Source organism: Halomonas sp. KHS3 (assembly GCF_000830495.1).
In the GTDB taxonomy this organism is placed as follows: Bacteria; Pseudomonadota; Gammaproteobacteria; order Pseudomonadales; family Halomonadaceae; genus Vreelandella; species Vreelandella titanicae.
Window position 1 is genome coordinate 245,230 of sequence record NZ_JWHY01000001.1, and the last position, 15,960, is coordinate 261,189.

18 protein-coding genes are annotated in these 15,960 nt (G+C 54.9%); 1 reads left to right on the forward strand and 17 read right to left on the reverse strand.

Translation table 11 applies throughout. The annotated features are described in order from the left end of the window. Positions 1-16: 16 nt before the first annotated feature. Positions 17-1,066 carry a TRAP transporter substrate-binding protein gene (locus tag RO22_RS01160; RefSeq protein WP_052475472.1) on the forward strand — a complete coding sequence of 350 codons (1,050 nt, stop codon included), beginning with the start codon at positions 17-19 and terminating at the stop codon, positions 1,064-1,066. 85 nt (positions 1,067-1,151) lie between these two features. Here the strand turns inward: RO22_RS01160 and RO22_RS01165 are convergent, their stop codons facing one another. The 17 genes from RO22_RS01165 to RO22_RS01245 form a co-directional block, all read right to left on the reverse strand. After that, entirely contained in the window at positions 1,152-1,934 is a 783-nt protein-coding gene (locus RO22_RS01165) for a class II aldolase/adducin family protein (RefSeq protein WP_089691332.1), read from the reverse strand. Further along, the gene (locus RO22_RS01170; RefSeq protein ID WP_041157354.1) at positions 1,935-2,990 is read right to left on the reverse strand and encodes a ketopantoate reductase family protein; all 1,056 of its coding nucleotides are present in this window, start codon (positions 2,988-2,990) and stop codon (positions 1,935-1,937) included. An 11-nt stretch (positions 2,991-3,001) separates the two neighbouring features. Then, positions 3,002-3,568, reverse strand: coding sequence for a nuclear transport factor 2 family protein (locus RO22_RS01175; protein ID WP_041157355.1), 567 nt, complete (start codon positions 3,566-3,568; stop codon positions 3,002-3,004). A gap of 50 nt (positions 3,569-3,618) precedes the next feature. Next, on the reverse strand, positions 3,619-4,551 hold the full coding sequence (locus RO22_RS01180; RefSeq protein ID WP_041157356.1) for a flavin reductase: 933 nt from the start codon (positions 4,549-4,551) through the stop codon (positions 3,619-3,621). 36 nt (positions 4,552-4,587) lie between these two features. Further along, positions 4,588-4,779 carry a 2-hydroxymuconate tautomerase gene (locus RO22_RS01185; RefSeq protein WP_035565068.1) on the reverse strand — a complete coding sequence of 64 codons (192 nt, stop codon included), beginning with the start codon at positions 4,777-4,779 and terminating at the stop codon, positions 4,588-4,590. Between the two features lie 43 nt (positions 4,780-4,822). Then, positions 4,823-5,851, reverse strand: a complete 1,029-nt coding sequence (locus RO22_RS01190; RefSeq protein ID WP_041157357.1) for a TRAP transporter substrate-binding protein — start codon at positions 5,849-5,851, stop codon at positions 4,823-4,825. Between the two features lie 114 nt (positions 5,852-5,965). After that, positions 5,966-7,291, reverse strand: coding sequence for a TRAP transporter large permease subunit (locus tag RO22_RS01195; protein WP_041157358.1), 1,326 nt, complete (start codon positions 7,289-7,291; stop codon positions 5,966-5,968). Continuing rightward, entirely contained in the window at positions 7,284-7,832 is a 549-nt protein-coding gene (locus RO22_RS01200) for a TRAP transporter small permease subunit (RefSeq protein ID WP_041157359.1), read from the reverse strand. The genes RO22_RS01195 and RO22_RS01200 overlap by 8 nt, the downstream gene beginning before the upstream one ends. Positions 7,833-7,856: 24 nt before the next feature. Further along, positions 7,857-8,813, reverse strand: a complete 957-nt coding sequence (locus tag RO22_RS01205; protein WP_041157360.1) for a PDR/VanB family oxidoreductase — start codon at positions 8,811-8,813, stop codon at positions 7,857-7,859. Between the two features lie 16 nt (positions 8,814-8,829). Then, positions 8,830-9,588, reverse strand: coding sequence for an SDR family NAD(P)-dependent oxidoreductase (locus RO22_RS01210; protein WP_041157361.1), 759 nt, complete (start codon positions 9,586-9,588; stop codon positions 8,830-8,832). Further along, entirely contained in the window at positions 9,588-10,073 is a 486-nt protein-coding gene (locus tag RO22_RS01215) for an aromatic-ring-hydroxylating dioxygenase subunit beta (RefSeq protein ID WP_041157362.1), read from the reverse strand. Before RO22_RS01215 ends, RO22_RS01210 begins: the two co-directional genes overlap by 1 nt. A 5-nt stretch (positions 10,074-10,078) precedes the next feature. Beyond that, positions 10,079-11,353, reverse strand: coding sequence for an aromatic ring-hydroxylating oxygenase subunit alpha (locus tag RO22_RS01220; protein WP_041157363.1), 1,275 nt, complete (start codon positions 11,351-11,353; stop codon positions 10,079-10,081). Positions 11,354-11,389: 36 nt separating this feature from the next. Then, entirely contained in the window at positions 11,390-11,734 is a 345-nt protein-coding gene (locus tag RO22_RS01225; protein WP_041157364.1) for a hypothetical protein, read from the reverse strand. A gap of 36 nt (positions 11,735-11,770) precedes the next feature. Continuing rightward, the gene (locus RO22_RS01230; protein ID WP_052475473.1) at positions 11,771-12,916 is read right to left on the reverse strand and encodes an acyl-CoA dehydrogenase family protein; all 1,146 of its coding nucleotides are present in this window, start codon (positions 12,914-12,916) and stop codon (positions 11,771-11,773) included. Between the two features lie 3 nt (positions 12,917-12,919). Then, positions 12,920-14,056: an amidase gene (locus RO22_RS01235; protein WP_041157365.1), complete on the reverse strand. Its 1,137-nt coding sequence runs from the start codon at positions 14,054-14,056 to the stop codon at positions 12,920-12,922. A gap of 84 nt (positions 14,057-14,140) precedes the next feature. After that, entirely contained in the window at positions 14,141-15,430 is a 1,290-nt protein-coding gene (locus tag RO22_RS01240; RefSeq protein WP_041157366.1) for a TRAP transporter large permease, read from the reverse strand. Continuing rightward, entirely contained in the window at positions 15,427-15,903 is a 477-nt protein-coding gene (locus RO22_RS01245) for a TRAP transporter small permease (protein ID WP_041157367.1), read from the reverse strand. Before RO22_RS01245 ends, RO22_RS01240 begins: the two co-directional genes overlap by 4 nt. Between the last annotated feature and the right edge of the window lie 57 nt (positions 15,904-15,960).

A 15,960-nucleotide genomic window follows, 5' to 3' on the forward strand; every position in this document is an offset into this window, starting at 1 on the left:
AGAGAGGATGTTCCCCATGACGATCAACATGCACAAAAAAAACGCGCTTTTGCAGCACCGACCCTCACTGCTGCGTTTAAGCAGTCTCGTGGCGGGTGTGATGCTAAGTTCAGCGACCCTGGCTAGTGATATCAACCTCAATTACGCTTTCTTTGCTCCCGCTCAGACGTTTCCCGGTGTACAGATGCAGTTCTGGGCCGATGAGCTTGAAAAACGCACTGAGGGGAAGGTCGCCGTCAACACCTTTCCAGGTGGCACCCTACTCACCGCCAGCAACATGCTGGATGGCGTACTTAATGGCGTCGCTGATATTGGCCTCACGACAACCTCCTACGAGCCTGCACGCTTTCCGTTACTGAACCTGATCGGTGACTTCAGCGGTATCGATGTTAACTCTGAAGTGGCCAGCCAAGTTGCCTACCAATTGGTACGCGAGTTTCCCCAAGAGCAGTTCGGTCTTGAGGATTTCAAAGTGATTACTGTATTTACTTCCGAGCCGGGGTATCTCCAGACGCGAGAGCAGGTGAGCACGCTTGAGGATCTATCCGGCCTGGAAATTCGTGTGCCGGGCGAGTCCGACTCCCTGCGCACACTCGGGGCCGTGCCGATTGGCATGTCTCAAGCTGAAACCGGCGAAGCGCTCCAGGCCGGCATTGTTCAAGGGGTAGCGTCCTCCCGCGAAACCCTGATGGATCTTCAGTATGCCCGCTATCTCGACTATATAGTGGACTACCCTCTCTCCAATGTTGTGATGCTGGCAGTAATGAGCCGCCAACGCTGGGAGTCGCTGCCGGAAGATGTCCAACAGGTCATTGATGAGCTAGGCGCTGAAGCCTCTCAGTACGCCGGGCACTATCTTGATAATCATGTTCGCGAAGCCATCATCTGGGCGCAGGATAACCACGATTTGGAGGTTGTCACCCTGAGTGAAGAAGAGCAGAAGCGCTGGGCGGGGCGTATCGAACCGCTAAATGAGCAGCGTATCGAGCAGGTTGCGGCGCAGGGCCTACCGGCAGAGGAACTTTACGACCGCATGTTGGCGTTAATCGAGCAATACCAGCAGTAACATGCATAGATCGGTGGGCCGCCCATCGTCAGCCCTGAGGCAAACAGGCAGCCCATCTGCATGTCTTTTTTAGAAAGGGCGTGGATTAGAAAGGGAGTGGACGCTCGGACTTAAGCTTGCGCACCATGGCAACAAAGAACTCGTTGGCGAAGCCGCTTTCGCGAATCAGCTCGGCAGTGAGGTCTGCACACTTCTGACTAATTGAGGTATCGATTTCCACATCCTCGCCACCCAAAGCTCCTGCTGCGCACTGGTTTTCCGCCGCCCGCTGGACGGTCCACAGTAGGAACAGCGCCTTCTCAATCGAGGACTCGCCCACAGCGATCCCATGGTTACGTAGTACCAGCACGTGCTTGTTACCCAGGCTCTCCAGCATGCGCGTTTTCTCGTCGGCGAAGAGCGTGATGCCTTCGAAATCATGGTACCCCACGCGGCCATAGAGCTGGGCACCGTAGAAATCGTGGTGGGTAAAGCCCTTTTTCTTCTGCACGATGGCCGAGATGGGTATGGTATGAGTATGTAGCAGGCAGTGGATATCCTCCCGCGCCCCGTGCACAGCGCTATGCAGAGCAAAGCCAGCGGGATTGGCGTTGTACTCAGAGGCCTCGACCTTGTTGCCGTCCAGGTCAACCTTCAACAGATTAAGCGGTGTCACTTCCGTGTAGTTAAGGCCGAAGGGATTAACCAGATAGTGATTGTCTGAGCCCGGCACTCGGGCAGAGATATGGTTGAAAATGGTTTCGGTCCAGCCGAAGAAATCGACGAGATGATAACAGTAGGCGAGTTTAAGGCGCTGCTGCCACTCCTCGTCGCTGCAGTGATCAGGTTTGAGAACGTTGTTCGGCATGGGTAACGGCTTGATAGTCATCTAAGAATTCTCCTTGCCACCGTGGGCATGGGACTGACGAAGAGCGCTGTCTTCAAAGTATCGCGTAAGGTGGAGAATGGACTTGATAGTGGGGACGGGAATACTTCTCCTGTCCGCCAGTTCGATCACTCCCTCGACGATCGCCGCGAGTTCAAGGGCTCGCCCCTGTTGATAGTCCTGTAGCATGGAAGTTTTGACAGCGCCCATGCTGGCGCCAAGATCCAGAAGTTCTTGTAACTTCATATCAAGGCGACTGCCGTAGGCTTTTGCAGTAAGACGCGTTTCTTCAAAAAGTTGGCTTACGACCTTTTGCAGCGAGGGGTGGCTATACAGCTGTGCCAGCGTGGTACCGGTCATCACCGAGAGGGGGTTGGACGTCAAATTCGCAGCGATTTTGTTCCATACGGCATCTCTAATACTCTCTGTATGGCGCGTCATGATGCCACTGTTTTCCAATACCTTAACAAGTGTTTCCATACGACTATTCGCGGCGTCGGGCGTGGCGACTATATCGCCAACAATCAGCCGGGGCGGGGTATTTGAAATCGCAATGCCCGGAGCCTGCAGATGTGCCGAAATATAGACAACGCATCCGATGATGGCGCTGGCAGGAAGGCAGCGAACCAGCTCACCTTCTGGGTCTACCGCTTTTATATGGACGGTTTCCATAGGGGCTGTGTTGGCGGCACAAGGCTCCACGGCATCCATGAGTAACCACCACGGCGTACCGTTCACCATGGGCACCAAGCATGTATGTTGGCCGAACAGCGGTTGTAGTTGTGGCAACAGGGAGGGTATAGAGTGAGCTTTAGTACATAGAAAGACGATGTCTTGCTCACCGAGTGAGCCGCAATTATCCGCAGTAATGACGTTGGCGGTGTGTTGCCCCTGCTGATCAATGAGACAGACACCCTTTCGCTTGATGGCCGCCAGCGTGCCACCCCGAGCCAACACGCTGACGGTATACCCTGCCACTGCAAGGCGTGCCGCCAGGGTAGTACCGATGGCGCCGGCACCCACGATGGCTATTCTTGGAGAAGCAATGGAGGCTAGCATTAGGTTCCTCCTTAGGGTTTCATTAACACCGACGCAGCAGGAAAGTCCGTTGCCCAGCCCTCTTTCAAGGGGGCTACAAACACATTTTCCGTCCGTGTACGGGTAATTAACCAGCGTCCGTCATCCTGCTTTCTAAAGGCGTTATTAAGCCGTGATGAACGCAGAAGCGAGCTACCATCAGAAAAAATCCACGGCTGGCAGTGCACCCACTGCCCAGTCGCTGTATTGCCCTTGACGTGAATCTGTTCAGAGGTCAGGTAGTGCACATTCAGGAGTAATTGAGGATCTTTTTTCTGCCCCCAGAAATTCTCGAAGTGGCGTCGAATAGCTGTAGCGCCCACTAGACGTCCAAACTGACCGTCGTAATACTCACCGACCCCCTCCCAAACCGCATCCTCAGTATAGAGCGCCATGATTTGATTAATGCGCTGCTCGTCGCTCTCGATACCGTACTCCGGCATAGGGGTGTCACAAAGAAACATATATCGGGTTTGAATCCGACGAATTTCGGACTCGGCCTCTAGGGTATCGACGCGATCCATAAGTCGTTGAAACGCTGCTGCAGACACTTCCGTCATATCATTTTCCTCCGGTGGTAGCGCTATTTTCTACTCTTCGCCGTGACTCGTCAGGGGGTTCCTAGCTGCTCAATAACACGCTCAAGTCCCCCTTTCAGAATGCTCATCTCCTCCTCGCTCACGCCTTCAAATACCTTCTGCTCATACTCCCGCGCCATTTGCAGCAGCTTGCGCGCCAACTCGCCTCCCTCATTCGTCAGGGCAACGGTAGCGGCGTTATCATCACGGTCACTTACCAGCCCCCGGCGGGTCAGACCGCTTAAAGTGTCCTTCAGGTCTTCGATGGGCTGAGCAACACGTTGGGCAATGGTTTCAAGGGGCAGCGCTCCTCGATCAAGCAGCAGGGTCAGCACTCGCCACTCCTTCTCGTCCACCCCCATGTGCTCGAGGCGAGGATAGAAATCCTTACGATAGGCAGACAGGGACTGACGCAACAGATAGAGAAAGTGATGCCCCAGAAGCCCCTCTCCCGTCTCGACCTCCTCTTGAGGAATCGTCATCGGATGAGGCTCAGGCAGGGCATAGCGCCCATTGTGGAAGACTAAAGCGCCACGACCATCCTGGTAGTCATACTTCAGCACCTCCCCGACGATGATGAAGTGGTCTCCGCCTTCGTATACCTGCCAAGTGCGGCACTCAAAATGGGCCACAGCGCCCACTATTCGTGCGCCGCCTCCAACCCCCTCTTCAAGGTCGATCCCCTGGAACTTGTTCTCACCCCGCTGGGCGAAACGGTTAGAGATGGGCACCTGATCACTGCCCAGTACATTGACCACAAAGTGCTCTGCCTGGCAGTAGGCATCCAGGCTATAGGCGCTTTTATCGATGCTCCATAGAATCAGCGGCGGTGTCATGGAGACGGCATTGAAGCTGCTTGCCGTTACGCCATAGTGCTCACCTCCCGTATCACGGGTGGTTATCACTGTTACGCCAGTGGCGAACTTTCCCAGGGCGTTTCTAAAATCTCTGGTATCAATACTCATGAACTGTCTCTCTTGTACTATTTTTGCAGAGAAGTATCAGCGGCCTAGTTTTTCACCGGTGACGCCACCTATCCCATACTCACTTTTGGGCACCTCGCTGATAATCACCCGAACGTTCTCTTTAGGTGCGCTTATCGATGACACTACGGCATCGGTTACCTCGCTGATCAGCGCTTCTTTTTGCTGCGAGGTTCTTCCTGACATCATGTATACGTGAACGGTAGGCATAGCTATCCTCATCATCCGCACTAGATTGATGTGCTGGCGGCTGTTAAAAAGCAGTCAGCTCGCGGTACTCGTCATAGCGCTCGCTAAAGTTTTGATACGACGCAATGACGTCGGCAAAGTCGTTATCACGCTGAGCCGCTTCTTCCAGCACCTCCTCTGTGGCCAACTGCAAGGCAGCCAACACCTCTTCAGGGAAGCGTTCAACGGTTACTCCAGCGCTGCGAAACTCTTCCAGGGCGGCGGATTGAGCCTGCATATCGTGGGCAAACATACGAATGCTCAAATCACTGCAGGCATTGCGCACGGCCAAGCGCTGGCTTTCTGCCAATCCGGCCCATACGTCAGCGTTAACCAGCAGTTCATTGAGGCTGCCGGGCTGATGCCAGCCAGGGAAGTAGTAGTGCTTGGCAACTTCAAAGAAGCCCGCACTGGTATCAATGGTGGGAAAGCTGAGTTCAGCGGCGCCAATGCGCCCCGTATCAAGCCCGAGAAATGTCTCGCCAGCAGGAATGGAAACCGGCGACACTCCCAAGCGACTAATCACCTCGCCACCCAGACCACTAATGCGCATGCTCATGCCATTGAGGTCTTCAACACTGGTGATTTCCTCGGTGAACCATCCGCCCGCTTCAGAGATCATGCTGCCGCAGGGAATCGGTACGACATTATGGGGTGCGTACAGCGCCTCCCACAGTTCGAGACCGCCGCCGCCATATAGCCAGGACAGGTACTTCGGCACATCGGGGCCGAAGGGAATGCTTTGAAACAGCGCGGCGGCCGGAATCTGACCTGCCCAGTAGCTGGCGGCCGACCAACCTGCGTCCAGGCTGCCGTTACCGACGTTCTCCAGAATTTCGAACGGGGGTGAAAAGGACCCAGCATCATAAGGGGTGAAGGTCAGCTCCCCGTTGGTCGCCGTGGCCACATCCTCGACAAAGCGATGTATTGAGGTATCGATGACCTCAAGACTGAAGGGAAAAGCGGATTGCAGGGTCAAATTCTGGGCCATCGCGGTAGAGGCGAGTAGCGACGCTCCTGTACCGATAATGGTGCTCTTCAAAGACAATTTCATGGTGTTAACTCCTGTTCTATTTGTTTAGTAAGTTCTATTTCCTAAGTTCTATTTCCTAAGTTCTATGTCTTAAGTTCTATGTCTTAAGTTCTGTGCGGTGATGGTTGTAACGGCTTACAGCATGAGCAGCCCCGGGAACAGCAGGATTAGTAGCAAGACGAACAGTTGGATGGCGATGAAGGGCAGTACGCCTCGATAAATATCCAGGGTGGCAACGCGATCACCTACGGCCCCTTTCAAATAGAAGAGCGATACGCCGAACGGTGGAGTGAGAAAGGAAGTCTGCAAATTGATAGCAAACAGAATGGCAAACCACACCAGTAGCGCCCCACCGGTAAGCCCATTCGACAGTTCCAGCTGGGTGATGATAGGCACAAAGATAGGCATCAGAATCAAGGATATTTCCAGCCAGTCCAGGAAGAACCCCAGCACGAAGACCAGCAATAGGATGAGGATTAACACGCTCCAGCTGCCGCCCCCCATCAGCCCCAAGCTACTGCGAATTAAGCCATCACCGCCGACCCCTTTAAAAATTAGCGAGAAGCAGGTCGCCGTAATGACCAACATCATAATCATGGCAGTGGAGACAACTGTCTCTCTCGCCGCTGTCATTACCGATTCCACATCGATTTTCTGCATGACACCGGCAAACCCCAACACCGCCAGCACGCCAACACCGCTGGCCTCCGTAGGCGTCGCCACCCCATAGACGATGGTGCCAAGCACGATGGGGATCAGTACGAGGAAAGGGAACAACGCCAGCAGGTTGCGCCCAACGCCGCCACCTTGCTGCTCATCTGGGCATTTGATATCCGTTAAAGGCGAACGCCGCTGCCCCCATGCAAGGGCAAGCGAATAGAGGGTGTAGAGCAGTAGCAACAAAGCACTCGGGATCAAGGCAGCCTTAAACAGATGGCCGACGGGTACCGACACCAGGCTGGATAGAATGATCAGCATAACGGAAGGCGGCATCAGGATGGCGAGCGTGCCCGAGGCTGAAATGAGCCCCGCCGACGCCGATGCTGAGTAGCCAGCATCGAGCATTCGAGGCAGCGCCAGTACCGCCAGCAGGACAACGGAAGCGCCAACAACACCTGTGGTTGCTGCCATCAACCCGCCGATGAACAGCACCGTCAGCGCGAGATGGCCAGGGAGCCTGCGCAGCAAGCGTTCGCTGACGCGGAAAGCATCACGGGCCAAGCCGGTTCGCTCCAACAGCAACCCCATCATGATGAACATCGGGATGGCAACGTAGAGCCAGTTGCTCAGCGCGTTCGCATACACGCGCGTCAACATGAGATTGGAGAAGGCCAAGGGGAGATCTGAAAACAGCAGAAAAATGGCCGACACCCCACCCAACACCAGTGCCACCGGATAGCCCGACAAAATACCCGCAAATAGCAGCAGCACCATAGAAAGAGGCAGCCAGAGTTCAAGCATGATCCGAGCTCCCTGACATAAATAACCAAGTTCGTTTCACTAACAGATATACCAGCACCGCCAAAAACAGGGTGATACCAATAGGCAGGGTGGCCTTGATAACGTATATGTCCGTCAGCCCCCCATCTGTCGAGCGCTCACTGGTCAGGTAGGCGCGCTCGACAAATCGATAAGCGGGCAGAAGTAGCAACGCAAAGAAAGGAATACCGAACAGTGCATGCCCGACAATATCGATCGCATGCCGATAGCGTGCCGATAAACGGGAGTGGAACACATCAACCCTAACGTGCCGGTCCAGCAGTAAGACCGGGGCGATGGCCATCATGATGGCCACTGCAAAAAGCAGTACCTGTAACCCCATCAAAGAGTTGAACGTAATTGCTCCCCCCACCAGCCAATGGGGCGTTTCAAACGCAATGAGTTGCGACACTCCAAACAAATGCATCAACACCCCCGCACCGATGACAAAGGCGATCAGTAACAGGCAGAGGCCACACAGGTTTAGAATCGGCTCACATAGTCTTGTTTTGACGGCATGCATGCGGTTTCCCTTTACGCTGGCGGATCAAAGGTCAATGACTAGGCGTGCGCTTTTGGCCCTGGAGCAGCACACGGCAATCTGGTCGTTATCTTCCTTTTCTTCTTCGCTGAGAAAGTGGTCACGGTGATCGGGAGTGCCCTCCAGCACCTCGCAGATACAGGTGCCGCAAACCCCCTCTTCACAGGAAACATTGACCTTGACGCCCGCCGCCTTGAGCGCCTGGGCGATGGACATGCCCTCTTCCACCTGAACGGTGACGCCGCTGGCAACCGCTTCAACTTCAAATGCGGCACCGCTGGTATCCACTTCTGCAGAGAAGTACTCTGAATGCACACGATTCTGTGGCCACTCCGCCTGACGGGCAGCATTAATCACCCAGTCCATAAAACCGGTGGGGCCACATACATAGAGGTGGGTATGGGCGGGTTGTGACGCCAGCAACGTCTCTATTTCCAGCCGCTGGGAGGCCTCCCCATCATCGAAGTGCATCACTAACGCATCGCCAAAGGCAGACTCAAGCTCATCAATAAAAGCTGCCTTTTCACGCCCACGGCAGCAGTAATGCAACTCGAAGGAGCGTCCGGCATCGCGCAGCTCGTACGCCATGGCAATCATTGGCGTAATACCGATGCCACCGCCCACCAACAGGCTATGCGGTGCCGATCCATCCAGTGGGAATAGATTGCGTGGCACGCCAACCTTCACCTGGACACCTTCGTGTAGGCGTTCGTGTACTGCCTTGGACCCTCCCCTGGAAGCGGGGTCAAGCAGCACCCCGAGCCGATACCGGTGGCGCTCTCCTGGGGGGTTACTCAGCGAGTATTGGCGCACCAACCCTTCATCAAGGTGAATATCAATGTGGGCGCCTGCTTCAAAGGCAGGCAGATCAGCGCCACTCTCAGCAGCCAGATCGATCACTGCGATCTCATTGGTATGAATATCGCGGCGCACAACGTGCAGGGTCATGATGTCATCTTGCATTGTCATCTCCAGATGCTCAGCGCATGTAAATGCCGCCATTGACGTCCCAGCAGGCACCGTTTACAAAAGCCGCCTGAGGGCTGGCAAGAAAGCTCACCATTTGCGCGACCAGCTCAGGGGAGCCCAGCTGGCCTACGGGGATATTGGCAAGCGCTTTATCCAGATTGTCACCGAGTACCTCACGCACCATCGGGGTATCCAGTGGCCCCGGCGCAATGGCGTTGCAGGTCACCCCGTCCGCCGCCAGATCGCGGGCGAAAATCTTGGTCAAGGTCAGAATGGCGCCCTTGGAGGCGGCATAATGAGCGCCAGTGGCGGTACCGCCGTTCTGTCCTGCCAGCGACGCCAGGTTGACGATGCGGCCATAGCCCCGCTCTCTGAAGTGGCGACCAAAGATCTGGCAACCGGCAAAGACACTGCCAGCGTTGGTGGTCATCACTTCGTTAAAGTGGGCTGGGTCAATATCAAACACTCCCTGTACAGCGGTTCGGGCTGCGTTATTGACCAGCACTTCGCAACTTCCCCAGCGCGCGACAATCTTGTCCAGCACGCACTGAAAATCCTCTGGCTTGGCGACATCGAGGGTCGCGGTCACCGCGGTTTCCCCGGCCAGGTCGAGTTCGGATGCCAGCGCTTCGGCGGGCCCGGTGTCGATATCGGTGATAACGACACGAAACCCCGCCTTATGCAGTGCGCGTACGATGTGAACCCCGAGTCCACGTGCGCCGCCGGTCACCACTGCGGTCTGAATTTTGTCGGGTAGTGGTACGCTCATCAGAACAAATAGCTGAACGAATTCAGCACTCCATCAGAGTTGAGTAGACGAACCACCTTCTCCTGAAGACGGAAGCCGGTATCGGAGGACGTGAGGGTGTAGCGCACATTGGCGGCCCAAATGCGCTGACGCCCAAACTTGTCTTCAACCAGGTGCTCCGCGCATGAAACGACAACCGTATTGCCATCGACGGCATCTATCACAAAACGAGACAAGGTGCGTACGGTGACGGCAGGGGGTGCCGAAGAGATCGAGAAACCATCCTGGAAGCGTTTAATACGATCCCGGCGCATCTTGTCATCGTCGTAACAGAGGTTGAGCACTGCCGCGTAATCGTCGGCGTCTTCGATAGGAATGATGTACAAGCCCTCTGGCTGCCACAGATCGAGCCAAGCGTCGTACTCTTTTGCGTCCAGAATCGCCGCTTCGTGCCAGATAAACTGCGTGACCTGCCAGAGCAGGTTTTCATTGTCGATTGCGTTCATTTCGTTCACTCCTGCATCATCCGTTTCCACATCGCATAGGCGGCACGCATGCCCGTTTCATCCGATACATGACCACGTGGCCCTGCCTCGCCCGGCACTTCCTTCTCGATGCCACGATTGACCAGAATCGGCAGTTCGGCACCGCCATCGACCCCCCGCTGGATTCGCTCCCAGACCTCGGCATCGTCGGGAGAACCAAAACCCATGGGACCCTGAAAGTGTTCATGCAAGCGTAGGCGTACGCGATTGGCGATGTCGGGACCTCCCTCCATACCAATGGCAATGTGGCGAATATCAGTTTTATCGACAGCAACGGGCGTCAATACCCGGAAGAAGGCCATTGAGCACGCCACGTTGGGGAACAGATTAAGATTGAACCCGGAGCCACCTACCGCGCGCACAATGCGGCGGACTTGATCTTCCGGGTAGCCTTCGTCGCGCAGTTCCTGCGCCAGCTCTGCAAAACGCTCTGGAATCTTGCGATCGAGGTCCTCCTCTAGATCGACGAGTTCGGGAATCATGACCATGACGGAGTGACCGTTACCCAGGTCTTCAACGAAGCCTTCGCCATCAAGGAAGGTGAACGTCTTTTCAGCTTCCTCATCGAGGGATTGCAGGAAGGATTTATGCACGATCGGAAAGTGATAGGCGTCGGTGGTGTTCTCGAGCTGAACCTTCCAGTTCATTGGCACCGAAAACTGATGTTCACCAAGGGTTTTTACGGGGTATCCACCACCCTGTTTCATAAACAGATCGATCCACTTCTTGGCAGCCCCCAGGAAGTCTTCCAATGGCTCAATGCCCTCGTTGAAAGTGGCGAAGACCATACCCTGATAGCTTTCAACGCGTAGCTTGAGCATCCCATGCTGTGACTTATCGAAATCATCGCCATACTGTTCGGGATTCGGCAAAGCACGCAGACTGCCATCGAGTCCATAGCCCCAACCGTGATAAGGGCATTGGAAAGATGAGGTCTTGCCCTTGTGAACCTCGCACACCGTCGCTGCCCTGTGGCGGCAGCGATTAACCATTACATGGATATTGTCCTTACGGTCACGTACCACGATGACCGGTTCACGACCTACTTTGGACAGCTTAAAAGACCCCTTATCGGGGATCTCGCTGGTATGCGCTACCCATACCCAAGTGTTACGGAAAATCTTCTCTTGCTCTTGCTCAAACAGCGCCGAGCTGGTGTACATCGGGGTCGCAATCTTATCGTTATTGACCAGTTGATCTGGTTCGAGCGCGATGTTTTTGACGTCGATTAATTGGTTCATTTTGTTCTCCTCATGCCTAGCCAGCTAATGCTGTCTTTATTCAGGTACCACCAACTCACGGCCGATACGCGCTTCGACACGGGCGTATTTCCAGAGCTTATAGGTGCCATCCCCCACCGGGATGGTGCGGAAGAAGTTGCAGGCGGCTACAACAGTCTCGTAATCAGGGACATCGGCCATGATGTAGGCGGTCCAGGGGGCGGTGGTGGAAGGGCCGACCATGATGCGGTCGTCATCCATGATCCCCAGGATAGTGACGCCAGGAAGTTCATCGATGCCTTGCATCATCTGGCTGAAGGCTTGCCAGACTTGTTTGCCTTCCTCGGCCGTAGCATTCATGAAATTTTGATTGATACCGATGCAGAAAAGTACGCGATGCATAGTGTTGATCTCCGTTGGTTAAACTACGTAGGGCGGTTATAGGTAGCCCGGTAAAGGATCGTGGCCGAAGAATATGGCGCCGGCATTCTTCCAAGTGATCTCGCCCATAAAGGCGTGTTGGGTGCACAGCTGCGAGTCGCGCAGGATTCGCGACAGGGGGTGGCCGTTGTCGGCCCCTGTCATGCCGCTGATCTGATATACGCTGCGAATCGACTCCGCGCACTCGTGGGTCAAATGGGTGGTGGAGAGGCGCAGCAGGTTGACCTGCTCACGGCTTGGCTCGCCACCGGCCTGAATGCTTGCCCAGGCGGCGTCGGTACTCTCATAGAAGAAGGCGCGGGCGGCGCGAACTTTGGCCTCGGCCTTGCCGAGGGCAATCTGGGCATACTCACGCTCACCCAGATTGGGGGCGCCGGTGACTGATTTACGCCCACCAGCCATGGCGCGGACGATATCCAGTGCCTCCCGGGCCAAGCCCAGGGTAGTCACTGCCAGTACCTGAGCGGCGAAGGAGAGTGATGGGTAGCGGAAGAAGGCGGTATCGACGTTGGGCTTGCCGCCGCGCACGAAGGTCCAGGCCTCTGGAACATAGGCGTCCTCGACCACGAGGTCGTGGCTGCCGGTGGCTACCATGCCCAACATATCCCAGGTCGGGTCGATCTTCACCTGGTCGCGGGGCAGCACTGCCATGCGCGGCAGAGCACCCTCTTCGGCGGGGAGAATGCCCACGCCACATAGCGATGCCCCCATACAACCGCTGGCAAATTTCCATCTCCCTTTGATACGGAAACCGTTATCGACCCGCTCAGCGGGTTGGGGCGGAAAAATCCCTCCAGCGAAGACGATGTCAGGGGAATCCCCCCAAACTTTCTTTAGGGTCTCCTCGGGTAACGCGGCCAAGTAGGCGGGGTTCATGCCAAAACTCGCTACCCAGCCAGAGGAGCCATCCGCCGCCGAGATCGCTTCGACCATTTTCAGGAACTCGGCGGGCGACTTCTCATCACCGCCGTAGGTGGCAGGTACCATGGCGCGATAGACACCAATGGCTTTGAACTCGTCAATGATGTCCATGGGGATATGGCGCAACTCCTCGAGCTCTTTGCGCCGGGATCGGATTGACTCCAGCAGCGCATCAAAACGCTCCTCGCCTCCCCACTGTGATTTATCAATGTGTTGTTGCATGATTCACTCCTTTTTTTGTTCCTCTCCCGCTGACGAAACCCGGCCCATGAGTTGCAAAGCAGCCCTGCACACACCCGCGTCATCGCCACGACGTCCAATCAGTTGCATGGAGACAGGCAATGTTTGCTGAGACTCAAGAGGGATCGATAAGGCGGGATGCCCAGAAAGGTTGAAGGGCCGCGCAAGGGACGATATTTTCAAATCCTGGTGGCCCGAAAACGCATCCTGAACGGTCATGGGAAAATGCGGCAACGTTGGCAGCACCAGGACATCATGCCGCTCTAGCACTGCATCTACTTCGGCGGTAAAGGCACGACGTATGCACTCTGCCTCCTTTAGCTCGGCATCGGTCGTCGCGGCAGCGGCCTGCAAACGCTGATCGACATCCGCGCCCACCTTGCCAGTGGCAAGCAACGCTTCGCAGGCACGGAAAGTTTCACGATTAATGATCACCATGGCAGCCTCGAACGCCTCGGCCATAAGCGGCAACGCGATATCCCCACGCGCCAAGCCAGAAAGGCTAAGCTGCTCCTCGATGCTTGCCCAAATGGCCTGCTCGGCACTCACGCCGATACACCCCAGTACAGGCGCAGCCCCCTCCATTGACGACTGAAAGTGAGGGTCAATCGCCGCCATGAAAGCTATCAGTACGTGAAGGTCACAAGCCAAGGGGCCTACGCAATCGAGGCTACTTTCCGCTGGCATAACACCTTGGCGACTCAAGCGCCCGAAGGTGGGCTTAAGACCGTAGACACCACAGCAAGCAGCGGGGACGCGAATAGAGCCACCGGTGTCTGTACCAATGCCAATATCGGCAAGACCAGCGGCCACCGCGGCGGCCGACCCACTGGAAGAACCACCAGGGATAAGGCTGGGGTAGCGCGGATTCTCTGGCGTGCCAGCCCAGTCATTGATGCCCGTCATACCAAACGCCAGCTCATGCAGATTGGCCTTCCCCACGATGTGGTATCCCGCTTTGAGCGTCCGCTCGACGATCTCTGCATGGGCCACGGCTGGCGGTGTGTCAGCAAGGGCAGCGGATCCTGCGCAGGTGGGGAAACCGGCGATATCGATCGTATCTTTGACGACCACTTTGCGTGGCCCCTGCCCCAGGCTTAACCTCGATGTCAATATAGTCACCTCAGCCACCTCGCTAGACTTATCACATGAAATTTCAAGTAAATAGGCATAAAATTTATAACCATTTATATAATCGGGTAAACGCTAAAGGACGAACAATACAAGTTGAGGAATAACCAACAGCAAGGCAATGCACAGCAGATAAGGGGGTATGAAGTAACCCACTCCACGGAATGTCTCTCCCATTCGTAACTCTGCATCCAAGCTCTTTACAATGAAAGCGTTCACCCCCACCGGCGGTGTAATCGCCCCCATACTGGTAACGATACATACCACCACGCCGAACCAGATTGGGTCGTAACCCAAGGCAAGCGCTACGGGAAAGAAAATCGGGATTGAGATAATTAAAAATCCCATCGCATCCATTAGCGCTCCGCCGATCACATAGATCAGCAGAATACAGGCCATTACCATTATGGCTGGCAAGGGCAATGCCGCCGCCCACTCGCCCACCATGTAAGGCAGCCTTGTGATGGTAAGAAAACGCCCGAAAATGACCGCTCCAGCAACCAACATCAAGATCATGGCCGATGATTTGAGTGCATTAGCGATGGCCTCACTCAAGACTGCCCAAGAGAGCTTTCCTTGTATCAAGGTAATCAGCATTGCACCAATGCAGCCCACCGCAGCAGCTTCTGTTGAGGTGAACCAGCCCGCAAATAGCCCCCCCAGTACCAGTGTAAAGAGGGCACCAATTTCGATAACACCTTTCAGCGAACGCCACCTTGCAGACCAGCTCGAACGCACACCTGCTGGCCCCATATCCGGGCGACGCCGACAGAGTAGTCCAATCGTCGCGATGAACAGCACGACCAGGATAAGCCCAGGGACAATACTGGCTAGAAACAGGTCGCGAATGGCCAGCTCGGCTTGCAGCGCAATAACAATCAGCACAGAGCTTGGTGGAATGATGACCCCCAGGGTGCCCCCCGCTGCTACACTGCCAGCACTGAGCGCGCGGCTATAGCCAAATTTCTTCATTTCGGGGAGAGCAATGGTGCCGACAGTGGCTGCTGTGGCGGTGTTCGAACCGCTAACCGCTGCAAAACCTGCGCTGCTAAGGATCGTCGTTGTGGCCATGGAGCCACGGAAATGGCCTATCCAGGCATAGGCAGCTGCAAATATCTTTTCCGTTATCCCCGAGCGAAACAGTAATTCCCCCATAAAAATAAATAGGGGTATGACACTAAGAGAGTAACCCGATAACTGCTCCCAGATTCCTGAGCTAATAACGTTATACGCGGCAATAGGGCTAGTCATGTAAAGCATGCCAAAAAACCCCACCATGAACATAGCGAAGCTAATCGGCATTTTTAACAAAATAAGAAGAAACAAACAGAGCACGCCTAACAAAGCTACCAGCGTCATACTCATTGTGTTACCACCTTTTTTAGACTACTCAAAAAGTCTGCTAAAAGAACCAAGCAAAAAGCAGAAAACCCTAGTGCCACTAGATAAACAATGGGGTAAAACGCAATACGCAGTGTTTGCGATAAAGAGCCTCTTTGCATAGCGCTAAAGCCATACTCCCAAAGCTTCCAAGCCACCATGGAGAAGAATAAAAAACTTGCACCTGAGACCAAGACATAGAGAACGCTTTGCAGACGGGTGGGCAAATGTTCGACCAGCAAGTCCAGCTCAATATGGGCTTTAGTAAGCTGGGAGTAAGCGAGTGATAGCGACACTACCACTGCTGTTAGCCAGCCCACCATTTCGGTGGTACCACCAAATGAAGAGCTAACTTGGCGCATTATGATGTTACCGACCACCAAAAATACCATCATTAGTAATGCCGAGCCGGCTACATAGAGTAAGAGACGGCTAATTACCCAATTAAATTTATTCATGGTAACTACCTAGGTCTATCAGCATGGCGCTTACTGGGCGCAAATACATGCGCCCAG